A 24054-nucleotide genomic window follows, 5' to 3' on the forward strand; every position below is an offset into this window, starting at 1 on the left:
GGTCGCTTTTCCCGAGATCAACGCGGGTTCGGCCGCTGCGGGGTCACTCCGCGGGCGGCTCCCAGTCGCCGGTGGCCAGGAACCGCTCGATGGCGGCGGTGTAGGGCTCCAGCTCCATCCCCTGGCGGGCCACCCACGCGTCGTCGTAGTAGCTGTGCCGGTAGCGCTCGCCGCCGTCGCAGATGAGCGTGACGACGCTGCCGCGCACCCCCTCGCGCAGCATCCGGGCGACCAGCTGCCAGACGCCCCACATGTTGGTGCCGGTGGACCCGCCTGCGCACAGGCCGGTCACCCGGTCCAGGTGCCGCATGGCCGCGATGCTCGCCGCGTCGGGGACCGGCACCATCACGTCGATCACGTCCGGAACGAAGCTGGGCTCCATGCGCGGCCGCCCGATCCCCTCGATGCGCGAGGGCATGCCGGTGGCGTAGTCCGCGGCCCCGGTGACCCATCCGGGGAAGAACGCCGAGTTCTCCGGGTCCACCACCGCCAGCCGGGTGTGGTGCCGCCGGTAGCGCAGGTAGCGGCCGATGGTCGCCGACGTGCCGCCGGTGCCCGCGCCCACCACGATCCACTCGGGGACGGGGTGGCGCTCCATGGAGAGCTGGTCGAAGACCGACTCGGCGATGTTGTTGTTGCCCCGCCAGTCGGTGGCCCGCTCGGCGTAGGTGAACTGGTCCATGTAGTGCCCGCCGGTCTCGGCGGCCAGCCGCTCGGCCTCGTCGTACATCTCCGGGGGCTTGTCCACGTAGTGGCAGCGCCCGCCGTAGCGCTCGATGAGGGCGATCTTCTCGGGGCTGGTGGAGCGCGGCACCACCGTCACGAAGTCCACCCCGATGAGCCGGGCGAAGTAGGCCTCGGAGACGGCGGTCGACCCGGAGCTGGCCTCGACCACCGTGGTGCCCTCCCGGATCCAGCCGTTGGCCAGCCCGTAGAGGAACAGCGACCGGGCGAGCCGGTGCTTGAGGCTGCCGGTGGGGTGCACCGACTCGTCCTTGAGGTAGAGGTCGATGCCCCACGCCTCGGGCAGGGGGAAGGCGTGCAGGTGGGTGTCGGCCGACCGGTTGGCATCGGCCACCACCTTGCGCACCGCCTCGTCGACCCAGCCCCGGGTACGCGCGCACGAGCGGTCCACGGGCCCGTTGCCGGGGCCGTGGGCAGAGGATCCGTCCATGCAGGGAAGCCTAGCGCCGACCCTCTCCGACGTGCGGCGGCGGCCGGGCGGGCCGGGTGCGGAGGCCGGGCGCGGAAAAGGGCTGGGCCCCTCGCGCGGAGGGGCCCAGCCCTTGGGGTCGGGGGCGGCCGGAGGGCCGGCCGTCGCGGTGGGGCGCGGCGCGTCAGTCGAGCGACCCGCCCGACATGGCGGCGTGCATCCTGCGGTGGGCCGCGGCCTCGTCGTCGCGGCTCTGCCGTTCCAGCGACCGGGCCAGGGCGATGTGCGCCCAGCTGTCGCAGGGGTCGAGTTCGATGATCCGGCGGAAGGTCCGCTCGGCCTTCTGCAGCTGCGCGGAGTGGAAGTAGGCCCGTCCCAGAAGCTCCAGGACCGAGCGGCTCTCGGGCTCTTCGTCGGCCAGTGGTGCGAGGACCCGGGCGGCGGCGATCGGGTCGCCCATCTCGAAGTAGAAACGGCCGACGGTGAAGGTCTCGTAGGTGGAACCCTGCATCAGCGCACCTCTCATGGGTTGTCCGCCGTCGGGCGTCACAACCACCGCGCGCAGCGCCGTATTCCCAGCTCCTCACGGGGGAGCGGGGCGCGTGGGCAGGGGTGCGAAGGGCCGGGGCCAGGGGGGCCGACGGGCGCCGGGGCGCCCCGCGCGGTGCGGGGACGCCCCGGCGGGGCGGCGGAGCGCGCTCCCGGCGCCGGGCCCGCCCTCAGGCGTCGACCAGCTGCACGCGGCCCGTGTCCACGTCGTACAGCGCCCCCGCGACCGGCAGGTCCTTCGGCAGCAGCGGGTGGTGCCGGATGCGCTCCAGGTCGTGCTTGAGCGCCCCCATCTGGTCGTTGTCGGTGTGGAACTCCAGGCTCCGGGTGTCCACCCCGTACTGCTCCTGGATCAGGTCGTGCACCTCGTCGTCGCCGGACACCGAGGCCATCTTGCACTTGGTGTGCGGCAGCACGAGCACCCGCTCGACCCCGAGCAGGTAGACCGCCAGCACCAGCGTGCGCAGGGTGTCGTCCGTGACGCGGGCGCCGGCGTTGCGCAGGATCTTCGCGTCGCCGGGCGTCAGCCCCAGCATGTCCAGCGGCTCGATGCGCGAGTCCATGCAGGTCACCAGCGCGAGGCCGCGCGCGGCCATCGGCTTGAGCCCGGCCAGGTCGAACTCGCGCGCGTAGGCCTCGTTCGCGCCGATCACGTCGTCGAAGGCGTTGCCCATAGCGGACTCCTCCCATGGGTGTGTGCCCGGCCGCCCCTCACGGCCGGGCGTGTCCGGTCGCGTCATTCCCCGGTGCGCTCCAGGAACCCGGTGTCGTGCTGCCCGCTGCCCACCGTGGCGATGGCGCGCATCAGCGGCTCGCCGGAGCCGTCGCGGCGCGGGTCCATGTCCGGCAGGCGGACCGGGCCGCCGTCGGCCCGCGAGGCCCGGGCCGGCGCGCGGCCGATCCAGGCGAACACCAGGGCGTCCTCGCCCTTGAGGAACCTGTGGCAGCGTACGCCGCCGGTGGCCCGGCCCTTCACCGGGTAGGCCTCGAACGGGGTCACCTTGGCCGAGCCGCCCTCGGCGGCGACCAGCGCACCGTCCCCGGAGGCGCCGGCGACGGTCACCACGACCGTGTCCTCGGGGACGGCGACCGCGCCGAACCAGAGCACCCGCGCGTCGTCGGCGAGCTTGACGCCCGCCACCCCGGAGGCCGGGCGGCCCTGCTCGCGCACGGACGAGGCGCTCAGCCGCAGCAGCTGGCCGGAGGAGGTGACGAACGCCAGGTCCTCCTCGCCGGTGGCGAGCTGCACGGCCCCGGCCAGGCGGTCGCCGTCCTTGAGCGCGATGACCTCGAAGTCGTCCTTGTTGGCGGGGAAGTCGCGCGCCACCCGCTTGACCACGCCCTGCTCGGTGCCCAGCGCCAGGCCGGGCCCGTCGCCGTCCATACAGGCCAGGGCGATCACCCGCTCGTCGGGCTCCAGGGAGACGAACTCCTCCACCGGCAGGCCCGAGGCCAGCGGCGGTGCGTCCTCCCCGGCGTCGGGCAGCTCGGGCACCTCGACCACCGGCAGCCGGATGGCCCGCCCCAGGTCGGTCACCAGGCCGATGTCGCCGCGCAGCCGCGCGGGCACCGCGCAGGCCACCGCGTCGTGCTTGGTGCGCAGCCCGTCGTAGATCCGCGGCACGGCCGCCCCCTTGCTGCGGCCGAGCATCCCGTCGGCGCTCAGCAGCACCGCGCAGGGGGCGTCGTCCACCTCCAGCGGGACCGCGGAGGTGCGGGCGGCGCCGTCGGCCTCCAGCAGCACGGTGCGGCGCGGCGTGCCGTACTCCTTGGCGACCTCGGCCAGCTCCTTGGAGACCGCCTTGCGCAGCTTGGCGTCGGACTCCAGGATCGCGGTCAGCTCCGCGATCTCCTTCTTGAGCTGCTCGGCCTCCTTCTCCAGCTCCAGCCGGTCGTACTTGGTCAGGCGGCGCAGCGGGGTGTCGAGGATGTAGCGGGCCTGGGTGTCGGACAGCTCGTAGGTGTCCATCAGGCGGGTGCGCGCGTCGGCGGTGTCCTCGGAGTCGCGGATCAGCGCGATGACCGCGTCGATGTTGAGCAGGGCGACGAGCAGGCCGTCGATCAGGTGCAGCCGCTCGCGGCGCTTGGCGCGCCGGTGCTCGCTGCGCCGCCGCACCACCTCCAGGCGGTGGTCGACGAAGACCTGCAGCAGGTCGCGCAGGCCCAGGGTGCGCGGCTCGCCGTCGACCAGGGCGACGTTGTTGATGCCGAACGACTCCTCCATGGGCGTGAGCCGGTACAGCTCGGCGAGCACGCCCTCGGGGTTGAAGCCGTTCTTGAGCTCGATGACCAGGCGCAGGCCCTGGTTGCGGTCGGTCAGGTCCTTCAGGTCGGCGATGCCCTGGAGCTTCTTGGCCTGCACCAGCTCCTTGATGCGCGCCACGACCTTCTCCGGGCCGACGCTGTAGGGCAGCTCGGTGACGACCAGGCCCATGCGCCGGGGGGAGACCTTCTCGATGGAGACGGTGGCGCGGGTGCGGAAGGTGCCGCGGCCCTTGGCGTAGGCGTCGCGGATCCCGTCCAGGCCCACGATCGTGCCGCCGGTGGGCAGGTCCGGCCCGGGGACGAGCTCCATGAGCTCCTCCAGCGGGGCGTCCGGCTTGGCCAGCAGGTGCCGGGCGGCGCCCACGACCTCGCCCAGGTTGTGCGGGGCCATGTTGGTGGCCATGCCCACCGCGATCCCCGAGGCGCCGTTCACCAGGAGGTTGGGGAAGGCGGCGGGCAGGACCTCGGGCTCGTTCTCCTGGCCGTCGTAGTTGGGCCGGAAGTCGACGACGTCCTCGTCGATGGAGGTGACCATCATCTGCGCGGCCCGGTCCATGCGCGCCTCGGTGTAGCGCATGGCGGCCGGGGCGTCGTCGCCGCCGAGGGAGCCGAAGTTGCCGTGCCCGTCGACCAGCGGGACGCGCATGGCGAAGGCCTGGCTCATCCGCACCATGGCGTCGTAGATGGCGGCGTCGCCGTGCGGGTGGAGCCGGCCCATGACCTCGCCCACCACGCGGGCGCACTTGACGTGCCCGCGGTCGGGGCGCAGCCCCATCTCGCTCATCTGGTAGAGGATCCGCCGCTGCACCGGCTTGAGCCCGTCGCGGGCGTCGGGCAGGGCGCGCTGGTAGATCACCGAGTAGGCGTATTCGAGGAAGCTGCCGCGCATCTCCTCGGAGACGTCGATGTCGATGATCTTCTCGGCGAGCTCCTCGGGCGGAGAGGGAGTGCTTGAACGGGCCATGCCGCCAATTCTGGCCCGACCCGGGGACCATCGCGAACCGGGGCGCTCCGTGCCGCCCCGGGAGTGGGGCGCAGATCACCGTTAGGGTTCCGTTAACGCCCCATTGCGGTGGCGCTTCGCGGGGGCGGCTCCGGGGGGTACGGGCTACGTTGTGTGACCTCCGCGCAGGTGGCGCCGGTGGCCGGGGGAGGGGTGCCGATGCCCGGGCGGCGGGGTGATATCTCCCACGTGCGATTCGGGAATGCGGCGCCGGGCGGAACGGGCGTCCCTGGGGAACGCGCTGGTGACGACCGGAAATCACCGAGAGTAACTATTTCGCATCGCGGAAAATTTTGGGCGAATGTTACACGGCATCGCGTGGGAGTCAAGCCGGACGCATCCGCCGCCGCTAACCTTGGTGTCCCCGAAACCGCTCCGCCCCGCCGACCCGTGCCCCACGCCGCCCGACCCCGCCGCCCACTCCGAGGTCCATGCTGCTGCCGCTGATCATCGCCCTCCACGCCGCCGCCGCGGCCGTGCTGCCCCCGCTCGTCCGCGCCTTCGGCGCACGCGCCCTCCTCGCCGCGAGCGCCCCCCTCGTGCTCGCCGCCGCCTGGGCGCTGGCCCAGGCCCCCGCCGTCCTCGCCGGAGACCCGGCCGACTCCCGCCTGTCCTGGGTCCCCGCGCTGGGGATCGACCTCGACTTCCGCCTCGACGCCCTCGCCCTGTCCATGGTGCTGCTGGTCAGCGGGGTGGGAGCGGTCATCTTCTGGTACAGCGCCGGGTACTTCCACCGGAGCGAGCGCGGCCTGGGCCGCCTCGCCGCCACCATGACGCTGTTCGCCGGGGCCATGCTGGGCGTGGTCACCGCCGACAACCTGTTCGCGCTCTACGTCTTCTGGGAACTGACCTCGGTCACGTCCTTCCTGCTGGTCGGGCACGACGACCGCAGGGAGGGCGCGCGCCGCGCCGCCCTGCAGGCCCTGCTGACCACCGCCGGGCTCGGCCTGCCGATGCTCATCGGGTTCGTCCTGCTCGGTCAGGCCGGCGGCACCTACCGGATCTCCGAGCTGGTCGCCTCGCCCCCCGACGGCCCCGCGGCCACCGTGGCGCTGGTGCTCGTGCTGGCCGGGGCCTTCGCCAAGTCCGCCCAGGTGCCGCTGCACTACTGGCTGCCCGGCGCCATGGTCGCGCCCACCCCCGTGAGCGCCTACCTGCACGCCGCCGCCATGGTCAAGGGCGGCGTCTACCTGGTGGCCCGCCTGGCCCCCGGGTTCGCCGACACCGACCCCTGGCGCGCGCTGGTGCTGGCGTTCGGCCTGGCCACCATGCTCCTCGGCGGATGGCGCGCGCTGCGCCAGGACGACCTGAAGCTGCTGCTCGCCTACGGCACCGTCAGCCAGCTCGGCTTTCTGATGCTGTTGGGCGGCATGGGATCCCACACCTCCGCCATCGCCGTGGAAGGGGCCCTGCTCGCCCACGGCCTCTTCAAGGCCGCGCTGTTCATGACGGTCGGCGTGATCGACCACCAGACGGGCACCCGCAGCATCGCCGCCCTGACCGGGCTCCGCCGCCGCATGCCCGTCCTGGCGGCGGCCGCCGGTGCTGCTGCCGCCTCCATGGCCGGCCTGCCGCCGCTCCTGGGGTTCGCGGCCAAGGAGGCCGCCCTGGAGGCGTTCCTGCCCGGCCACGCCCCCGAGCTGCCGACCGCGGCCTCCATCGCCATGCTCACCGGGATCGTCCTGGCCTCGGTGCTCACCTTCGCCTACAGCGCGCGCTTCTGGTGGGGGGCGTTCGCGGTCAAGCCCGGTGTGGAGGAACCGCGCTTCCAGCGCCCCACGGCGGCCTTCGTCGCCGCGCCCGTCGCCCTCGGAGCGCTCGGCCTGGTGCTCGGCGCCTACCCCAAGGCGCTCGACCCGATCGCGCAGGCCTACGCCGCCCCCTACGACGACCACGGCGCCCCCTACCACCTGGCGCTGTGGCACGGCCTCGGCGCGCCGCTGCTGCTCACCGCCGTGGTCATCGCCGCCGGTGCCGCCGTGTTCCACTGGCGCACGGTCGTCGACCGCGTCCAGGCGGCGCTGCCCCGCGGCCCCAACGCCGAGATCGGCTACCACTTCACCGTGCACGCCGTCTACGCCGTCGCGCTGAGCGTCACCCGCCGCCTGCAGACCGGTTCGCTGCCCGCCTACCTCGGCATCATCCTGGCGACGCTGCTGGCGCTGCCCGGCGTGCGCCTGGTCCGCGCGCTGGCCGCCGGCGAGGTCGCCCTGCCCGCGGGCAACGACCTGCGGCTGTGGGACACGCCCCTGGAGGCGCTGGTGGCCGTGGTCATGGCCGTCACCGCCATCGCCGCGCTGCGCGAGCACCGCAGGTTCGCCGCGCTGATCCTGCTCAGCGCCACCGGGTTCGCCATCGCCGGGCTCTTCGTCCTGCACGGCGCCCCCGACCTGGCCCTGACCCTGGTGCTGGTGGAGACGCTGACCACGGTCATCCTCGTCTTCGTGCTGCGGCGCCTGCCCGCCACCTTCTCGGTGCGCCCGCCCGGGTGGCCCAAGCGGCTCATGGTGCTGCTGTCCGCGGCCGCCGGGGCCTTCGTGGCGCTCGCCCTGTGGCTGGCCACCTCCGCCCGGACCGAGCCGCCCGTCGGCGCCTCCTACGCCGGGTCCGCCCAAGAGGCCGGGGGGCGCAACCTGGTCAACACGATCCTGGCCGACTTCCGGGCCCTGGACACCTTCGGCGAGGTGGTGGTGCTGGCCACCGCCGCCGTCGCGGTCGCCTCGCTGGTGCTGCTCAACCGGCGCGACCGGGTCATCGACGAGCCCGCCGCCGAGGCCCCCCAGGCGGTGCCCGGGGTGCCCGGCCCACCCGCGAGCGACGAGGAGGGGAGCGCCCGATGAGCGAGGTCTCCGACTCCGGCCCCGCCCCCGCGGGCGCCGGCACGCCCCCCGAGGGCTGGGAGGCGCCCCGCGAGCGCTGGCTGAGCACCGTCGTCAGCCCGGCCTTCGGCCCCCGGTCGGTGCTGCTGGAGGTGGCCGTCCGGCTGCTCGTCCCCTCGGTGCTGGTCTTCTCGGTGTTCCTGCTGGTCGCCGGGCACGACCGGCCCGGCGGCGGGTTCGCCGGGGGGCTGGTGGCCAGCATGGCGTTCGTGCTGCGCTACATCGCCGGCGGCCGCCACGAGCTGGCCGCGGGCATGCCGCTCAGGCCCAACACCCTGCTGGCGGGCGGGCTGCTGCTGTCCGGGGTCACCGCCGGGCTGCCGCTGCTCGGCGGCGGCGAGCTGCTGGAGGTCGTGAAGCACACCGCCGAGCTCCCGGTGTTCGGCAAGGTGAAGTTCGCCAGCTACCTCGCCTTCGAGGCCGGCGTGTTCCTCATCGTGGTCGGCCTCGTGCTGTCGGTCGTGGCCGCCCTGGGCGCGCGCATGGAGGCCGAGGAGGAGGAAGTGCGCGCGGGGCGCCGTCGCCGCCGCGCCCGGAGCAAGGGAGGGCCCAGATGACACCGGCACCGAGCCTCGTGCTGATCCTGGCCGTGGGCGTCCTCTATTCCTGCGGCTTCTACCTGCTGCTCCAGCGCTCCCTGATGCGCGTCGTCTTCGGCATCCTGCTGCTGGGGCACGCCGCCAACCTGTCCCTGATGCTCACCGACAAGGCCATCACCCTGCCGCCCCTGCTGCCGGGCGAGGCCTCGGCGATGAGCGACCCGCTGCCCCAGGCCATGGCGCTCACCGCCATCGTCATCACCTTCGGCGTGACCACCTTCCTGCTCGCACTGGCCTACCGCGTGTGGCTGGGCGACGGCGACGACGAGGTCCCCGACGACCTCGAGGACCGCCGCATCGGCCGCCTCCAGGAACCGGAGGAATCGGCGTGAGCACACTCCTGGCGATCCCCTTCCTCGTCCCCGTGCTGGGCGCCGCCGCGGCGCTGCTGCTGCGCTCCTACCGGCGCGGCCAGCAGGGCGTCGCCGTGGTGACCCTGGCCCTGGTCGTGCTCGCCTCCGCCGAGCTGGTGCGGCGCACCGCCGACGGGGCGGTGCTCACCGCCCAGGCGGGCGGCTGGCCCGCGCCCCTGGGCATCACCATCGCCGCCGACCCGCTGACCGCACTGCTGCTGCTGGTCTCCTCGGTGGTGCTGCTGGTGGTGCTGCTGTACGCGATCGGGCAGGACACGGCGGGGCTCAGCCGCGCCACCCCCGCGGTCTTCCACCCCATCTACCTGGTGCTCACCGCCGGGGTCTGCCTGAGCTTCCTGGCCGGGGACCTGTTCAACCTCTTCGTCGGCTTCGAGATCATGCTGACCGCCAGCTACGCGCTGATCACCCAGGCGCCCACCCGCGCCCGGGTGCGGGCCAGCATGATCTACACCGTGGTCAGCCTGACCTCCTCGATCCTGTTCCTGACCGGGATCGCGCTGGTCTACGGCGCCACCGGAACCGTCAACCTCGCCGACATCGCGGTGCGCCTGGGCGGCGCCCCCGACGCGCTGCGCGCGGTCCTGGCGCTGCTGTTCCTCGTGGTGTTCGGGATCAAGGCCGCCATCGTGCCCATGCACTTCTGGCTGCCCGACAGCTACCCGGTGGCCCTGACCCGCATCTCGGCGATCTTCGCCGCGCTGCTGACCAAGGTGGCCGTGTACGCCGTCATCCGCACCCAGACACTGCTGTTCGCCCGGGACGACATCTCCCCGGTGATCATGTGGCTGGCGATCGCCACCATGATCGTGGGCATCCTCGGCGCCCTGGTGCAGGACGACGTCAACCGGATCATGTCCTTCGCGCTGGTGAGCCACATCGGGTTCATGCTCTTCGGGCTGGCGCTGGGCAGCGCCGCCGGGCTGGCCGGGGTCATCGTCTACCTGGTCCACCACATCGTGGTGCAGGCCGGCCTGTTCCTGGTCAACGGGCTGATCCGGCAGTACGTGGGGCACACCTCGCTGCGCGCGCTGCGCGGGCTGACCGCGGTCTCCCCGGTGCTGGCGCTGTTCTTCTTCCTGCCCGCGATGAGCCTGGCCGGGCTGCCGCCGATGTCGGGCTTCGTGGCGAAGGTGGCGCTGTTCGAGGCCGGGGCCCAGGCGGGCGGGTGGCTCGCCTGGACCGGCGTGGCCGCCGGGGTCGCCACCAGCCTGCTCACCCTGATGGCGATCTTCCGGGTGTGGGTGCGGGCGTTCTGGGGCGTCCCGCTGCCCGACGTCGTGGAGGCGGGTGAGCGCCTCCAGGGCCGCCGCTCCGGAGGCGCCCTGCTGATGGCGGGCGCCACCGGCGCCATGGTCGCCCTGGGCCTTGCCCTGGCCGCCGCGTCCGGGCCGCTCACCGCCCTGGCCTTCACCGCCGCCGAGGACCTCGTCAGCGGGCAGGCCTACCTGCAGGCCGTCCTGGGAGGTGCATCGTGAACGCGCTGAGCGGAACCGCCGTGCGCATGCTGGGCCGCCTGCCCATGGTGCTCTGGCTGACCGCCATGTGGGCGGTGCTGTGGGGCGACGCCAGCCCCGGAACGCTGATCGCCGGGTTCGCCGTGGGGGCGGGGTGCTACGCCGCCGCCAAGCTGCCGCACCTGCCGGTCCGGCTGCGCTTCCGCCCGCTGTGGGCGGCCCGGCTGGCCGGACGCATCCTCCTCGACCTGTTCACCTCCAGCGTCCAGATGGCCTACTACGCCCTGGACCGCCCGGGCCGGGTGCGCGGGGCGATCGTGGCGGTGCCGCTGCGCACCGACTCCGACCTGCTCATGGCCATGGTCAGCGGCGGGCTGTCGCTGGTCACCGGGAGCCAGACCATCGAACTCGACCGGGAGGGCGGCGTGATCTACGTGCACGGCATCCCCATCCGCGGGGAGGGCGACGTGCCGCGGCTCCGCCGCGACGTGCGGCGGATGGAGGAGCTGTTCGTGCGCGCGTTCGGCTCCACCGCCGACATCGCCGACTTCGAGGCCACCGAACGCGCGATGGACGCGGCCCGCACCGCGGGGAAGGGGGAGTCGTGAACGCTCTGGACGTGTCCTTCGCGGTGACCGGGGCGATGCTCGCGGTGGCGGTGCTGCTGGCCGTCTACCGGCTGGTGCGCGGCCCCTCGGTGCTCGACCGCGTGATCGGGCTGAGCACCGTGTCGGTGCTGCTGGTGTGCTTCATCGCGCTGGAGGTGGCGGTGCGGGGCGACACCTCCTATGTGGGGGTGATGGTGAGCATCGCCCTCCTGGGGTTCATCGCCACCCTCACCGCCGCGCGCTTCGCCGAGAGGAGGGCCCATGACCGCGGCTGACTGGGCCACCGCGATCCTGCTGCCCCTGGGGGCGCTGTTCGCTCTGACGGGGACCATCGGCATGGTGCGCTTCCCGACCCTGCTCGGGAGGATGCACGCCTCGACCAAGCCCGACACGGTGGCGCTGCTGCTGATCCTGGCGGGGGCGGCGTTCCAGCTCCCGGACGTGCGCACCGCGCTGCCGCTGGCGCTGGTGGCCGTGTTCCAGTTCATGACGATGCCGGTCCTGGCGCAGACCCTGGGCAGGGTGTCCTACAGCCGCGGGATGGTGGTCGCCGAGCACCTGGTGACCGACGAGCTGGAGGAGGCCCTGGAGAAGCGCCGGGCCGAGACGGGCGAGGCCGGGAGGGAGCCCGGCGGCGGGCGGGACTGACGCCCCGGAGCGCCCCGGAGCGCCCCGTAACGCCCCCTCGTCCGTCCACAGGACCGCGATGGCGCCCCGGGCGCCGCCCCCGCTCTGGTAGCAAGGAGGGCATGGTGCCCTCCGACGACCCCGCCGCCACCGCCGCCCCGGACACCCCGGACGCCCCGGACGCCCCGCGGTCCGGCCCCGCCCTGCGCGAGGCCGCCGAGTCCCACCTGCGCGCCCTGGCCGGGGAGCACGCCCGGCTGCGCGAGGACCAGTGGACCGCGATCGCCGCCCTGGTCGAGGGGCGGCGCCGCGCCCTGGTGGTGCAGCGCACCGGCTGGGGAAAGTCCGCGGTCTACTTCGTGGCCACCGCGCTGCGCCGCGCCCAGGGCGCTGGGCCCACCGTGATCATCTCCCCGCTGCTGGCGCTGATGCGCAACCAGATCGCCGCCGCCGAGCGGGCGGGGATCCGCGCCCGAACCGTCAACAGCTCCAACACCGCCGAATGGGACGAGGCCTACGCCGCCATCGAGGCCGGCGAGGTCGACGTGATCCTGGTCAGCCCCGAGCGGCTGAACAGCCCCGACTTCCGCGACCGGGCGCTGCCCCGGCTGGCCGCCGGGGCCGGGCTGGTGGTCGTCGACGAGGCGCACTGCGTCTCCGACTGGGGGCACGACTTCCGCCCCGACTACCGGCGCATCCGCACCCTGCTGCGGGAGCTGCCCGCCGGAATCCCGGTGCTGGCCACCACGGCCACCGCCAACGCGCGCGTCACCCGTGACGTGGCCGAGCAGCTCGGCGCGGGCGACGGCGAGGAGCCGCTGGTGCTGCGCGGCGCCCTGGACCGGGAGAGCCTGCGCCTGGCCGCGGTCGAGCTGCCCGACGGGGCCTCCCGGTGGAGCTGGCTGGCGCAGTACCTCCCCGAGCTGCCCGGGTCGGGCATCATCTACACGCTGACCGTCGCCGCCGCCGAGGAGACCGCGGCCTTCCTGGCCGAGTGCGGGTACGAGGTGCGGTCCTACACCGGCCGCACCGAACCCGAGGAGCGCCGCCGCGCCGAGGAGGAGCTGCTCGGCAACAAGGTCAAGGCCCTGGTCGCCACCAGCGCGCTGGGGATGGGGTTCGACAAGCCCGACCTGGGGTTCGTGGTGCACATGGGCGCCCCGCAGTCGCCCATCTCCTACTACCAGCAGGTGGGGCGCGCCGGGCGCGGCGTCGAATCGGCCGAGGCGATCCTGCTCCCCGGCCGGGAGGACCGGGAGATCTGGGCCTACTTCGCCGGGCTGTCCTTCCCCGCGGAGGAGACCGTGCGCCGTGCGCTGTCGGCCCTGCGGGAGGCCGGGGGGCCGGTGTCCCTGCCCCGCCTGGAGACCGAGGTGGACTTGGGCCGCTCCCGCCTGGAGCAGATGCTCAAGGTGCTCGACGTGGACGGCGCGGTGCGCAGGGTGCGCGGCGGCTGGGAGGCCACGGGGGAGCCGTGGGCCTACGACGCCGAGCGCTACCGGGCGGTGGCCGCCGCGCGCGAGCGCGAGCAGCAGGCCATGCTCGACTACATCGGCCACGGCGGGTGCCGGATGGAGTTCCTGCGCCGCCAGCTCGACGACCCCGAGGCGGCGCCGTGCGGGCGGTGCGACAACTGCACAGGGCGCGGCTGGTCCGCCGACGTCGACGCCGACCGCCGCCGCGCGGCCGCCGCCCACCTGGACCGGCCGGGCGTGCCGGTGGCGCCGCGCCGCCAGTGGCCGACCGGGATGGCGGCGCTGGGTGTGCAGGCCTCGGGCAAGATCCCGGACGGGCAGCGCGCGGCCGAGGGACGGGCGCTGGCGCGCCTGACCGACATCGGGTGGGGGACAGCCCTGCGCCGCCTGCTCGCCGACGGCGCCCCGGACGCCCCCGTGGACGACACGGCCTTCAAGGCGGTGGTGGACGTGCTGGCGGCCTGGCCGTGGGAGCGGCGCCCGGTGGGCGTGGTGGCGATGCCCTCGCGCACCCGCCCGGCCATGATCGCCGACCTGGCGTCCCGGCTGTCCCGGGTCGGGCGCCTGGCCCCGGTGGGGACCCTGGCCTACACGGACCCGGACGGGCCCGGGCCGCGGCGGCACAACAGCGCGCAGCGGCTTGCGTCGGTCTGGAAGGCCCTGGAGGTGCCGGACCAGGTCCGGGGCGCGCTGGCGGCGCTGGACGGCCCGGTGCTGCTGGTGGACGACCACACGGACACGGGCTGGACGTTCGCCGTGGCGGCACGCCTGCTCAAGGAGGCGGGCGCCCAAGAGGTGCTCCCGCTGGCGCTGGCGTCGACGTCCTAGGGGCGTGTGGATCATGGCCGCCGTCGCGCATCGGGCCGTGGCCCACGCGGAGGGGGGCGCCCGTTTCTAACCGCCCGGGTCGTCGTCGATTCCTCCGCCCTCCCAGGGGCCCCGGAGCGGGACCAGGCAGTACCACGCCAGGAAGACGGCAGTGGCGCCCAGGGCCCCTCCCATGACGAGGTCGCCCTTGACGAGGGAGACGACCGCGACCACGGCCATGACCAGTCCCAGCGGGACCAGGACGGCGAGCGTGAGCCAGAAGACGACCCGCTTCATGCCGCGAGCGACGCTCCGGACGGATTCGGCCACCGCCTCCCCGGGGTCGGGCGCCTCCCCATGGAACGCCACCCCCGCAGGAGGCGCGTCCGCAGGAGGCGCGTCCGTCGGCGGCCTGGGCGGGAGCCGACCCACCAGGGCGCGCACGCCCTGCCAGACGGAGCCCGCCGTTCCGAACCACAGGGCGACCGTGGCGATCCAGAAGGGCGACCAGTACAGCGCGAGCAGCGCGCACACCCCCGCGAGTCCGAAGAGCGGGAGCGCCGCGGCCAACCGGGCCTTCACCATGCGTGTCCTCCAGGGGGCGACACCCGGATTGACGCGTCGACACGGCGCCACGGTTCCTCCGGCGGCCGAGAAGCCCGATCCGCGCCGCCCCTAGAGCGACACGCCCTAGACGTCGCCCAGGTCGGGGCGGGCGCCCGGCATGTGCAGCGCGCGGGCGGCCAGGTGCTGGGCGCGGGCCAGGGCGTCCTTGGGGTGCTTGCCGGTGAGCCACAGCGGAAGGAACCCCGCCATGAACGCGTCGCCCGCGCCGATCGAGCCCGGGGACGGCTCCACCGGCTCGGCCGGGACGCGGACGGTCTCGTCGCGGCCCTTGGCCGCCCACAGCGCGCCCTCGTCGCCGAGCTTGATCACCACGGCGGGGAACCAGGCGGTGAGCACCTTGGCGGCGGCCTCCGGGTCGTCCCGGCCGGTCAGCACCTCGGCCTGGTCGGTGTTGGCGAACAGCAGCCGCGCGCCGTTGGTCCAGTCGAGGAAGTTCTCGGCCCCCGCCCGCTTGAGCGGGGCGTGCGAGCCGCCGTCGACCGAGATCGACATCCCGGTCTCGCGCGCCATGCGCAGCGCCATCCGGGCGGCCCGCCGGGAGTCCTCGTTGATCAGCGTGTACCCGGACACGTGCAGGTGCCCGTCGGGGGCGAACACGTCCCGCGGCAGGTCCTCGGGCTGCAGGCGGGCGTTGGCGCCCGGGTCGCTGAGCATGGTGCGGTCGCCGCGGTGGGTGATCATCACGACACAGGTGCCGGTCGGCCGCTCGGGGTCCATCACCAGGCGCGAGTCGACCCCGTAGCCCATCAGCTCCATCTCGCGGGTACGGCCGGTGATGTCGGAGCCGCGCCGCCCCACGAACGTGGAGTCGGCGCCCTCCAGCGCCAGCCAGGCGGCGACGTTGGCGCCCGAGCCGCCGCCGTAGGTCATGACCGAGGCGGGGGTGTCGCTGCCGCGTGCGAGCGGGTAGAAGGCCCGCGCGACCGAATCGGTCATGAGGTCACCGATCACGACGACTCGTGCCATTGCGTCCACCACCACCTTGCGTCCCCGCCGAACGGGGGAGAACTGCCCAACCGTACGCGCCTCCCGGCCCGCCGGCGCCCCGGTCCCCCGACCCCGCGCGCGCGGGCTTGCGAGCGTATGGACAGAGACGTTAACAGGTTCTCCGGTACGAGGAGGTAACGAAGAGGCACCGCCCGGACGTCCTCTGAAACGGGTGCGGCGTTCCCCACACCGGGGCCGATCTCCCTTAGGCTCAAATCCGTGCAGCCATACCCGAACCACTGGGAAGCCGACGTAGTACTCACCGACGGCGGGACGGCCCACATCCGCCCGATCACGCCCGACGACGGCGACCTGTTGCGCGCCTTCCACGCGCGCCTGTCGCCCGAGACCATCTACTACCGCTTCTTCGCGCCCTACCCCCGCCTGTCCGACCGCGACGTCAAGCGCTTCACCCACGTGGACTACGACGAGCGGGTCGGCCTGATCGCGACCATCTCCGGCGTGATGGTCGCCGTCGTGCGCTACGACAAGATCAGCGAGGACGAGGCCGAGGTGGCCTTCCTCGTCGAGGACGCCCACCAGGGGCGCGGCCTGGCCTCCGTGCTGCTGGAGCACATCGGCGCCGCCGCCCGCGAGCGGGGCGTGCGCCGCTTCATCGCCGACGTCCTGCCGGAGAACCGGCGCATGATCAACGTCTTCCGGGAGGCGGGCTACACCGCCCAGCAGACCTTCGACGAGGGCGTCATCCGCCTCACCCTGGACCTGGAGCCCACCGACCACTCCGAAGAGGTCATGCGCGCCCGCGAGCAGCGCGCCGAGTCGCGCTCCATCGCCCGGCTGCTCTTCCCCGAGTCGGTCGCGGTCATCGGCGCCAGCCGCACCGCCCACACCGTCGGGCAGACGGCGCTGCGCAACCTCCTCGCCGGCGACTTCCAGGGGCCCGTCTACCCGGTGCACCCCGAGGCGCGCGCCGTCGCCGGGGTGCGGGCCTACCCGAGCGTGCTCGACATCCCCGACCCGGTCGACCTGGCCGTGGTGGCGGTGCGCGCCGACATGGTGGCCGACGTCGTCCGCGAGTGCGCCCGCAAGGGGGTGCACGGGCTGGTCGTGGTCACCTCCGGGTTCGGCGAGGTCGGGCCGGAGGGCAAGGCCCGCCAGGACGAGCTGGTCACCACCGCGCGCGCGGAGGGCATGCGGGTGGTGGGCCCCAATGGCCTGGGGATCGCCAACACCGACCCGGCCGTGTCGCTCAATGCGACCCTGTCGCCGTACGTGCCGCCGCGTGGGCCCATCGGCTTCTTCTCCCAGTCCGGCGCGCTGGGGCGGGCCATCCTGCAGCGGGTCTCCGAGCGCGGCATCGGCCTGTCGACGTTCGTGTCGGCGGGCAACCGGGCCGACGTGTCCGGCAACGACCTGATCCAGTACTGGCAGGAGGACCCGGCGACCGAGGTCGTGCTCCAGTACCTGGAGTCCCTGGGCAACCCGCGCAAGTTCACCCGCCTGGCGCGGCGGCTGGCCCAGCACAAGCCGGTGGTGGCGGTGCGCAGCGGCGGCTCCTCGGGGGTGCCCACCGGGCACGCCGCGGGGGCGCTGTCGCTGCCCGACTACGCGGTGACCTCCCTGTTCGAGCAGGCCGGTGTGGTGCGCGTGGACGACATCACCCAGATGTTCGACGTCGCCCAGCTCTTCGCCTACCAGCCGCTCCCCGCCGGGCCGCGGGTGGCCGTCCTCGGCAACTCCGACTCGCTGGGGCTGCTGGTCAAGGACGCCTGCGTGCGCGAGGGGCTCAAGCCCCACGACCCGGTCGACCTGGGGCCCAAGGCCACCGCCGCGGACTTCGACCAGGCCCTGTCCAAGGCGCTCGCCGACGACGCGGTGCACGCGGTCATCGTGGTGTTCATCCCGGCGCTGACGCCCATCTCCGACGACGTGGCGGCGGTGATGCGCTCCAAGGCGGCCACCTCCGACAAGCCCATCCTCACCACCTACCTGGGCCACCAGGGGCTCCCCGAGGAGCTGCGGCAGGTCAACGAGAAGGGCGAGACCGCCCGCGGGTCGGTGCCCTCCTACCTCGCCCCGGAGGACGCGGTGCGCGCGCTGGCGCACGCCACCCGGTACGCCGTCTGGCGCGAGCGGGACCCGGGCCGCCACCCCGAGCTGGCCGACGTGGACGGGGCGCGCGCCCGCGCCGTCATCGACCGGGCGCTGGAGCGCGGCGGCGCCGAGGAGGCGCGGCCGGTGTGGTTCACCAGCGAGCCGGTGCACGGCGAGGAGTCGGCGGTGCCCCCGGAGACCGCCCGCGAGCTGCTGTCCTGCTACGGCATCGACGTCTGGCCCGACGTGCCGGTCTTCGACGCGGACGGGGCGGTCGCGGCGGCGGAGGGGCTGGGGTACCCGGTCGTGGTCAAGGCCAACGCGCCCGACCTGCGGCTGCGCGCCGGCGGCACCGGCATCCGCGCCGACCTGCGCACCCCGGACGACGTGCGGGGGGCCTTCACCGCGCTGCACGGCCGACTCGGCGACGAGGCGATGCTGGTCGTGCAGCGGATGGTGGTGCCCGGCGTGCCCACGGTGATCCGGGCGGGGGACAACCCCTCGTTCGGCGCGGTGGTGGGGTTCGGCCTCGCCGACGTGACCGCCGAGCTGCTGGACGACCGGGCCTTCCGCCTCGCGCCGCTGACCCACGCCGACGCCGGCGACCTGGTCCACGCGGTCCGGGCGGCGCCGCTGCTGTTCGGCCTGCCCGCCGGGGCCACGACGCTGGCGGAGCAGCCGAACGTGGAGGCACTGGAGGAGCTGCTCGTGCGGGTGTCCCGGTTGGCGGACGCGTTCCCGGAGATCGGGCACATGGACCTGGACCCGGTGACGGTGAACGCCGAGGGGGCGCACGTCCTGGGCGCGCGGGTGTGGCTGCGCGAGGCCCCCGACATCCGCCCGGACTCGGGCCCGAGAAGGCTGCGCGGCGTGGCGTTCTAGGTCCCGTCCGGAGTTCCCTTCACCCGGCACCTCAGACGTTGATCTCGACGGAAGTGCTGCCGAATCCGCCGGAATGACAGCACTTCCGTCGAGATCATCGACGAGGGGGCGCCCGCTCGGCGGAGCGCCGCCGAACTCCGGACAGGACCTGGCGGACGCCGCCCAGGGGGCCTCCGGCCCGGATCCCCGTTGATCTCGGGAAAAGCGCCCCTAAAAGCGGCCCGGTAGCGTCGTTTCTCCCGAGATCAACGCGGAGCACACCCGCCTCCACGGTGGCGGTTCCGCCGCGCGGGACGGCGGGCCACCGTGTCCGGCCGCCTCGGGATCAGGCGGGCTCGGGCTGCGGTTCGGGCTCGGGAGGGAGTGGGCCCGGCCCCGGATCCGGCCCGGGTCCGGGGCCCGGTTCCGGGTCGGGCACGGGCGGCTCCGGCGGGACGGGTGTGGGGCCCGGCGGGGTCGGCCCCGGCCCCGGCGGCGGCGGTTTCGGCAGCGGCGGGACCGTTCCGCGGGGCGCGGGCCCGCGGGGCGTCCGGAATCGGATGCGCGCAATCGCCTTCATGCCCCCGCCCGTACCCGCCCCGCCCGGGTGTTACCCATGGGGCGCCCCGCCGCCCCCACCCAGCCGCGACCGCGCCGACCAGGGTGCGATCTGTCCTCGGGAGAGGGCAGGATGGGAGTATGAGGAAAACGCGTGCCGTGTCCACCGACTGGCGCTCGGAGATCGAGCGCAGCGGGTACTACCCCGGCCTGGTGACCGACGCCGTCGCCGCCGCCCTCGGCAGCGAGAGCGCCGACGCCTTCGTCGTCCACCACGAGGCCACCTTCGACCCCGCGATGGAGATGCGGCGGCACATCACCGTCCTGCTGCTCACCGCGACGCGTCTGGTGGTCTGCCACACCGACGAGCACCCGGCGACGGAGGGCGCCGACCGGCCGCAGGCCTCCACCACCACCGACGCCATCCGGCTCGACAACATCCAGTCGGTCGCGCTGACCCGGGTGGTCGCCGACCCCGCCAACCACGTCGCCGGGACCCTGCCCGCCGAGCTGGTCCTGAACATCAGCCTGAGCGTGAACTGGGGCGCCGTCGCCCACGTGGACCTGGAGCCGGCCGCCTGCGCCGACGAGACCTGCGAGGCCGACCACGGCTACACCGGCGCCATCACCGCCGAGCCCCTGACCCTGCGGGTCAGCCAGGCCGCCGACGGGCCGGAGGCCGTCGCCACCATGCTCAACTTCGCCTCGGTGCTGGCCGAGGCCGCCTCCCGCTGAGGCGGCCCGCCCCGGAGCCTGGAGGAAGCCCGTGACCACCCCCTTCGACGCCCCCGGCTACGGCACCGGGTCCCTGGCCGACCTCGCCCCGTCCGTGCTCGCCTCGCTGGGGGTGGACGGCGAGCCCGGCGTGCTCGGCCTGCCCCCGGCGCGCCGGGCCTGCGTGCTCCTGGTGGACGGCCTGGGCTGGGAGGCGCTGCTCGCCCACCGCGAGCGCGCCCCCTTCCTGTCGTCCCTGATCGGGGGGTCCGCGCCGATCACCGCGGGCTTCCCCACCACCACGGCGACCAGCCTGACCTCCTTCGGCACCGGGCTGGCGCCCGGGCACCACGGGATCGTGGGCTACAAGGTCGCCGTGCCCGGCGAGGACACCGTCCTCAACCAGCTGCGCTGGGACGCCGACGTCGACCCGGAGTCCTGGCAGCCGCGCACCACCGTGTACCAGCGCGCCGAGCGGGCCGGGGTGGCCACCGGGTACGTTGCCGCCGGGGCCTACGAGGGCAGCGGGCTCAGCCGCGCCTCGGCCCGGGGCAGCCGGTACCTGCCGGCCAACGACATCACCGAGCTGGCGGTGCGCGCGGGGGCGGCGATGTCCACCGGGGAGCGGTCGCTGGTCTTCGTCTACCACGCCGACCTGGACGCCTACGGGCACATGTTCGGCATGGACTCCGACTACTGGCGGCTGCACCTGGGCCATGTCGACCGGCTGGCCGAGCAGGTCGCCGAGGCGCTCCCGCCGGACGCGGCGCTGTACGTGACGGCGGACCACGGCATGGTCGACACCGGCCCCGGCTGCCGGATCGACGTGGAGGCCGACCCGGACCTCGTGCGGGGGGTGCGCGTGCTCGCGGGGGAGGCGCGCGTGCGGCAGGTGTACACCGTCCCGGGCGCGGCCGGCGACGTCCGGGACGCCTGGGCGGAGCGCCTGGAGGGGCGCGCACGGGTGATGACCCGTGAGGAGGCGGTCGCGGCGGGCCTGTTCGGCAGCGTGGACGACGGGGTGCGGGAGCGCATCGGCGACGTGCTGGCGGTCGCGACCGGGTCGTGCGCGCTGGTGGCGCCCCGGGCGGAGCCGGTCGAGAGCGCCCTGGTGGGCCAGCACGGCTCGCTGACCCCGGAGGAGCTGAGGGTGCCGCTGCTGAGGTACACGACCATCGGCGAGTGAGCCCGCAGGGCCGTGGGCCGGCCCCGGCTGCGGCCGAGGGGGCGGCCCGGCTGCGGCCGAGGGTGGTGGCCGGGCGGCGGGTGGGCTAGATTGCGCCCCGTGGTTGATATCGGCGACACCGCGCCCGGGTTCTCCCTCCCCGACCAGAACGGGCGCGTGCGCGACCTCGACGGGCTGCTGGCACAGGGGCCCCTGGCGCTGTTCTTCTACCCCGCGGCGATGACGCCCGGGTGCACGGCGGAGAGCTGCCGCTTCCGCGACCTGTCGGAGGAGTTCGCCCGGATCGGCGCCGGATGCGCGGGGATCAGCGCGGACGCCGTCGAACGGCAGAGCGCCTTCGCCGGGATGCACGGGTTCGGCTTCCCCCTCCTCTCCGACGCCGACGGGACGGTCGCCCGCGCCTACGGCGTCCGGCGCGCCGCCCCGGGGCTGTCGGCGCTGGCGCCCACCCGCCGGTGCACCTTCGTCATCGGCGCCGACCGCCGGATCCTGCACGTCGTCAGGAGCGAGATCCGGATGAACGCCCACGCCGACGGGGCGCTGGCCGCGCTGCGGAAGGCGGACGGCGCCGGGGCCGCGGGCGGATGAGCGCAACGGAAGGAGACCCGATGGCCGAGGCCGACGGCGGCGGACCGCCCGTACGGCGCACCACCGAGCGCGGGATCGCGACGATCACCCTGGACTCCGAGCGCAACCGCAACGCCCTGTCCGCGCCGCTGCGCACCGCGCTGCTCGCCGGGCTGCGGGCCGCGATGGCCGACGAGGACGTGCGCGCGGTCGTGCTGACCGGGGCCGGGAGCGTGTTCTGCGCGGGCGCCGACCTCAAGGAGGTCGCCGAGCGGCTGGCGGGGCGCGACCCCGACCCGGGGGCGCCCGGCATGGGGGAGATCTTCTCCGCGATCATGGACGCGCCCAAGCCGGTGGTCGCCCGCCTCAACGGGACGGCGCGGGCGGGCGGGCTCGGCCTGGTCGCGGCGGCCGACATGGCGATCGCGCCGGAGGACACCGAGTTCGCCTTCACCGAGGTGCGCATCGGCCTGGTCCCGGCGGTGATCTCGGTCCCCGTCCGGCAGCGGCTGCACGACCGGGCGCTGAGCCGGTACCTGCTGACCGGCGAGGTGTTCGGCGCCCGGGAGGCGGTGGCGGCGGGGCTGCTCACCGAGGCCGTCCCGCGCGGGGACCTGGACGCGGCGGTGGAGAGGGTCGCCGACGGGCTGCGCGCGGCCGCCCCCGGCGCGCTGGCGGGCGCCAAGGCGCTGCTGGCGGAGCGCGGTGCGGAGGAGAGGGCGGCGGAGTTCGCCCGGATGACGGAACTGTCGGAGAGCTACTTCGCGGGGGAGGAGGCGGCCGAGGGCCGCAGCGCCTTCTTCGAGAAACGCGGAGCGCGGTGGGTGTTGTAATGGGAGACGTGACCTACTCCGGAGATACCAGGGTCGGCGGTCCGGCCGACGTACGCGACCTGGCAGAACTGACCATCAGCAAGCTCGCCGTGGGGCGGATGGACAACAACGCCTACCTGCTGCGGTGCAAGCGGACCGGCGAGGCGGTCCTCATCGACGCCGCCGCGGAGGCGGACCGGATCGTGGACCTCATCGGTGACGGCGGCCTGGCCCGGGTGATCACCACCCACCGGCACCCCGACCACTGGCAGGCCCTGGCCGAGGTGGTGGGGGTCACGGGGGCGCGCACGGTGGCCCACCCGAGCGACGGCGACGAGCTCCCGGTGTCGGTCGACGACCCGGTGGAGCACGGCGCGAGTGTCCCGGTGGGCGAGTGCGCGCTGCGGGTGATCCACCTGCGGGGGCACACGCCGGGGTCGATCGCGCTGCGGTACGACGACCCGGACGGGGGCACGCACCTGTTCACCGGCGACAGCCTGTTCCCCGGCGGGGTGGGCAAGACGTGGTCGGACGCGGACTTCCGGTCGCTGCTGGGCGACGTGGAGGAGCGCGTCTTCGCCGAGATGGACGACGAGACCTGGGTGTACCCGGGCCACGGGAAGGACACGACCCTGGGAGCCGAGCGCCCCCACCTGGCCGAATGGCGCGAGCGGGGTTGGTGAGGCCCGGCCGCGGCCGGTAGGGCCCGGCCCCGCCGACGGGCCTGCGGCCCCGCGTAGGGCCGACGGACGCCGCCCGCGCCCCGGCACCGGGAGCTCCCCCACAGGGTTCCGCCACCCCCGCCGGGGCGCGATGGCCGCTCCGCCTGTCGCCCGCCGGGGCGCGTCGGCCGTTCCGCCTGTCGCCCCCGCCCCGCCCGCCGCCCCGGTGCGGCGGCGCCGTCAGTGTTCGGACGCCGTGCCCGGAGGACGGCGCTCGGCCATCAGCGCTCGGACAGCGGGCGGCGTCCGAAGAAGCCGAGTTCGCTCCGGTGGTACCAGCCGAGGGCGGTCTCGCCTTCGAGCCAGCACAGGCGCACGGACACCCCGTCGAGCATGGCGGGGAAGTCGAGCAGGATCGGCGCCAGCCCCTTGACCTCGATCCCGTTGTCGGGGAACCAGGCCTGGAGCTCGCTGAAGCGCGCTTCCATCCCCTTGAGCTCGGCTCGGCCGCCGAGTGCCGAGTCCCCGGCGATCCGCAGGTCGGCGGCGAGCTCGGCCATGTCGGCGCGGAGCGTGACGAGTTCGCCGGCGCGCTCCATGACCTCCGGCATGAGCGCGTGGACCTCGCCGAGGGTGAACTCCCGATGCTCTGGGGCGTCGTCGTTCTCGTAGCTCATCGATCGACCTCCGGGAAACCCCCGCGTCCAGGCGGGGGAGGAAACGGACTCCTGCGGAGCAACGCGGGAGGGCGGCGTCCCCGTCCCACCCGATGGCCCCAGTCTGTACCATCCGCGCCGCTGACCGGAGCGGTGGCGGAGTCGTGCCCCGGTGTCATTTCCCCCGGACGCAGGACAGCGCTGCCGGAAGGGCCGCCCTCCCGCTTCTCCCGGTTCAGGCGGCTGAGCCGGTACCCCGCTCACGGCCCCGGGCCGGGCGGCGGGTGGCCGGGGTGTGGGGTGGATGGCGGCGACGAGGCCAGGTGGGCGGCCCTTCCGCCAGCACTGTCGGGCGCGGCGCGTGTGCGTGGTCGCCGTGAAGGGCGGCGACGGCGACAGCGGGGCGGTTCCCGGGCCCTGCCTGCCGTCCGCCGGGCCCCTGCTGGTCCGGGAGGTCGGCGCGGCGGGTGGGCAGGTGGTCGCCCGCGCTCGCGGCGGCCGCCACCCCGGTGCGCCCCTTCGGCGATGATCTCGACAGAGGTGCTGTCATTCCGGCCGTTTTGACAGCACCTTCGT

At 74.4% G+C, this 24054-nt stretch carries 21 protein-coding genes; 14 read left to right on the top strand and 7 right to left on the bottom strand.

Annotated features, from left to right (window positions below):
* Positions 1–43 precede the first annotated feature (43 nt).
* From cds1 to O4J56_RS15130, 4 genes are all read right to left on the bottom strand, one after another.
* Positions 44–1174: an L-cysteine desulfhydrase Cds1 gene (cds1, locus tag O4J56_RS15115; RefSeq protein WP_270686420.1), complete on the bottom strand. Its 1131-nt coding sequence runs from the start codon at positions 1172–1174 to the stop codon at positions 44–46.
* A 163-nt stretch (positions 1175–1337) separates the two neighbouring features.
* Entirely contained in the window at positions 1338–1664 is a 327-nt protein-coding gene (locus O4J56_RS15120) for a tetratricopeptide repeat protein (protein WP_270686421.1), read from the bottom strand.
* 208 nt (positions 1665–1872) lie between these two features.
* On the bottom strand, positions 1873–2376 hold the full coding sequence (locus O4J56_RS15125) for a beta-class carbonic anhydrase (RefSeq protein WP_270686422.1): 504 nt from the start codon (positions 2374–2376) through the stop codon (positions 1873–1875).
* Between the two features lie 62 nt (positions 2377–2438).
* Positions 2439–4931, bottom strand: coding sequence for a DNA gyrase/topoisomerase IV subunit A (locus O4J56_RS15130; protein WP_270686423.1), 2493 nt, complete (start codon positions 4929–4931; stop codon positions 2439–2441).
* A 470-nt stretch (positions 4932–5401) separates the two neighbouring features.
* On the opposite strand from O4J56_RS15130, the gene mbhE reads away from it, so the two are divergent.
* The 8 genes from mbhE to O4J56_RS15170 all read left to right on the top strand — a co-directional run bounded on the left by mbhE (position 5402) and on the right by O4J56_RS15170 (position 13814).
* Positions 5402–7810, top strand: a complete 2409-nt coding sequence (mbhE, locus tag O4J56_RS15135; RefSeq protein WP_270686424.1) for a hydrogen gas-evolving membrane-bound hydrogenase subunit E — start codon at positions 5402–5404, stop codon at positions 7808–7810.
* Positions 7807–8406 (top strand): MnhB domain-containing protein, encoded by a 600-nt coding sequence (locus tag O4J56_RS15140; RefSeq protein ID WP_270686425.1) that lies wholly within the window; start codon positions 7807–7809, stop codon positions 8404–8406. Before mbhE ends, O4J56_RS15140 begins: the two co-directional genes overlap by 4 nt.
* Positions 8403–8780, top strand: coding sequence for a sodium:proton antiporter (locus tag O4J56_RS15145; protein ID WP_270686426.1), 378 nt, complete (start codon positions 8403–8405; stop codon positions 8778–8780). The genes O4J56_RS15140 and O4J56_RS15145 overlap by 4 nt, the downstream gene beginning before the upstream one ends.
* Positions 8777–10297 (top strand): Na+/H+ antiporter subunit D, encoded by a 1521-nt coding sequence (locus O4J56_RS15150; protein ID WP_270686427.1) that lies wholly within the window; start codon positions 8777–8779, stop codon positions 10295–10297. The genes O4J56_RS15145 and O4J56_RS15150 overlap by 4 nt, the downstream gene beginning before the upstream one ends.
* Positions 10294–10884 carry a Na+/H+ antiporter subunit E gene (locus O4J56_RS15155; protein WP_270686428.1) on the top strand — a complete coding sequence of 197 codons (591 nt, stop codon included), beginning with the start codon at positions 10294–10296 and terminating at the stop codon, positions 10882–10884. Before O4J56_RS15150 ends, O4J56_RS15155 begins: the two co-directional genes overlap by 4 nt.
* Entirely contained in the window at positions 10881–11159 is a 279-nt protein-coding gene (locus tag O4J56_RS15160; protein ID WP_270686429.1) for a monovalent cation/H+ antiporter complex subunit F, read from the top strand. Before O4J56_RS15155 ends, O4J56_RS15160 begins: the two co-directional genes overlap by 4 nt.
* The gene (gene mnhG, locus O4J56_RS15165) at positions 11146–11532 is read left to right on the top strand and encodes a monovalent cation/H(+) antiporter subunit G (RefSeq protein ID WP_270686430.1); all 387 of its coding nucleotides are present in this window, start codon (positions 11146–11148) and stop codon (positions 11530–11532) included. The genes O4J56_RS15160 and mnhG overlap by 14 nt, the downstream gene beginning before the upstream one ends.
* A gap of 101 nt (positions 11533–11633) precedes the next feature.
* On the top strand, positions 11634–13814 hold the full coding sequence (locus tag O4J56_RS15170) for a RecQ family ATP-dependent DNA helicase (protein WP_270686431.1): 2181 nt from the start codon (positions 11634–11636) through the stop codon (positions 13812–13814).
* Positions 13815–13880: 66 nt separating this feature from the next.
* On the opposite strand, the gene O4J56_RS15175 is transcribed toward O4J56_RS15170, so the two are convergent.
* Together O4J56_RS15175 and O4J56_RS15180 are read right to left on the bottom strand one after the other, a co-directional pair.
* Positions 13881–14378, bottom strand: a complete 498-nt coding sequence (locus tag O4J56_RS15175; protein ID WP_270686432.1) for a hypothetical protein — start codon at positions 14376–14378, stop codon at positions 13881–13883.
* A 105-nt stretch (positions 14379–14483) separates the two neighbouring features.
* Complete coding sequence (locus O4J56_RS15180) at positions 14484–15386, bottom strand: carbohydrate kinase family protein (RefSeq protein ID WP_270686433.1); 903 nt, start codon at positions 15384–15386, stop codon at positions 14484–14486.
* 240 nt (positions 15387–15626) lie between these two features.
* On the opposite strand from O4J56_RS15180, the gene O4J56_RS15185 reads away from it, so the two are divergent.
* The 6 genes from O4J56_RS15185 (at position 15627) to O4J56_RS15210 (ending at position 22843) form a co-directional block, all read left to right on the top strand.
* Positions 15627–18344, top strand: a complete 2718-nt coding sequence (locus tag O4J56_RS15185) for a bifunctional acetate--CoA ligase family protein/GNAT family N-acetyltransferase (protein ID WP_270686434.1) — start codon at positions 15627–15629, stop codon at positions 18342–18344.
* Between the two features lie 678 nt (positions 18345–19022).
* Positions 19023–19616 carry a DUF5998 family protein gene (locus O4J56_RS15190; protein ID WP_270686435.1) on the top strand — a complete coding sequence of 198 codons (594 nt, stop codon included), beginning with the start codon at positions 19023–19025 and terminating at the stop codon, positions 19614–19616.
* Between the two features lie 31 nt (positions 19617–19647).
* Entirely contained in the window at positions 19648–20781 is a 1134-nt protein-coding gene (locus tag O4J56_RS15195) for an alkaline phosphatase family protein (protein ID WP_270686436.1), read from the top strand.
* Positions 20782–20880: 99 nt separating this feature from the next.
* Entirely contained in the window at positions 20881–21369 is a 489-nt protein-coding gene (locus tag O4J56_RS15200) for a peroxiredoxin (RefSeq protein ID WP_270686437.1), read from the top strand.
* Positions 21370–21389: 20 nt separating this feature from the next.
* Positions 21390–22181, top strand: coding sequence for an enoyl-CoA hydratase-related protein (locus O4J56_RS15205; protein ID WP_270686438.1), 792 nt, complete (start codon positions 21390–21392; stop codon positions 22179–22181).
* 8 nt (positions 22182–22189) lie between these two features.
* A complete protein-coding gene (locus O4J56_RS15210; RefSeq protein WP_270686439.1) occupies positions 22190–22843 on the top strand; it encodes an MBL fold metallo-hydrolase in 654 nt (217 codons plus the stop codon).
* Positions 22844–23103: 260 nt separating this feature from the next.
* On the opposite strand, the gene O4J56_RS15215 is transcribed toward O4J56_RS15210, so the two are convergent.
* On the bottom strand, positions 23104–23499 hold the full coding sequence (locus tag O4J56_RS15215; RefSeq protein WP_270686440.1) for a DUF2203 domain-containing protein: 396 nt from the start codon (positions 23497–23499) through the stop codon (positions 23104–23106).
* Positions 23500–24054: the final 555 nt, after the last annotated feature.

Source organism: Nocardiopsis endophytica (assembly GCF_027706725.1).
Taxonomy (GTDB): Bacteria; Actinomycetota; Actinomycetes; order Streptosporangiales; family Streptosporangiaceae; genus Nocardiopsis_A; species Nocardiopsis_A endophytica.

What these genes read in the sequence shown, in the direction of transcription:
- O4J56_RS15145 (WP_270686426.1), top strand. Translation starts at nt 8,403, where the DNA reads ATGACACCGGCACCGAGCCTCGTGCTGATCCTGGCCGTGGGCGTCCTC.
- O4J56_RS15170 (WP_270686431.1), top strand. Translation starts at nt 11,634, where the DNA reads ATGGTGCCCTCCGACGACCCCGCCGCCACCGCCGCCCCGGACACCCCG.
- O4J56_RS15130 (WP_270686423.1), bottom strand. Translation starts at nt 4,931, where the DNA reads ATGGCCCGTTCAAGCACTCCCTCTCCGCCCGAGGAGCTCGCCGAGAAG.
- O4J56_RS15125 (WP_270686422.1), bottom strand. Translation starts at nt 2,376, where the DNA reads ATGGGCAACGCCTTCGACGACGTGATCGGCGCGAACGAGGCCTACGCG.
- O4J56_RS15120 (WP_270686421.1), bottom strand. Translation starts at nt 1,664, where the DNA reads ATGCAGGGTTCCACCTACGAGACCTTCACCGTCGGCCGTTTCTACTTC.
- O4J56_RS15215 (WP_270686440.1), bottom strand. Translation starts at nt 23,499, where the DNA reads ATGAGCTACGAGAACGACGACGCCCCAGAGCATCGGGAGTTCACCCTC.
- O4J56_RS15140 (WP_270686425.1), top strand. Translation starts at nt 7,807, where the DNA reads ATGAGCGAGGTCTCCGACTCCGGCCCCGCCCCCGCGGGCGCCGGCACG.
- O4J56_RS15180 (WP_270686433.1), bottom strand. Translation starts at nt 15,386, where the DNA reads ATGGCACGAGTCGTCGTGATCGGTGACCTCATGACCGATTCGGTCGCG.
- O4J56_RS15175 (WP_270686432.1), bottom strand. Translation starts at nt 14,378, where the DNA reads ATGGTGAAGGCCCGGTTGGCCGCGGCGCTCCCGCTCTTCGGACTCGCG.
- mbhE (WP_270686424.1), top strand. Translation starts at nt 5,402, where the DNA reads ATGCTGCTGCCGCTGATCATCGCCCTCCACGCCGCCGCCGCGGCCGTG.
- O4J56_RS15190 (WP_270686435.1), top strand. Translation starts at nt 19,023, where the DNA reads ATGAGGAAAACGCGTGCCGTGTCCACCGACTGGCGCTCGGAGATCGAG.
- O4J56_RS15205 (WP_270686438.1), top strand. Translation starts at nt 21,390, where the DNA reads ATGGCCGAGGCCGACGGCGGCGGACCGCCCGTACGGCGCACCACCGAG.
- mnhG (WP_270686430.1), top strand. Translation starts at nt 11,146, where the DNA reads ATGACCGCGGCTGACTGGGCCACCGCGATCCTGCTGCCCCTGGGGGCG.
- cds1 (WP_270686420.1), bottom strand. Translation starts at nt 1,174, where the DNA reads ATGGACGGATCCTCTGCCCACGGCCCCGGCAACGGGCCCGTGGACCGC.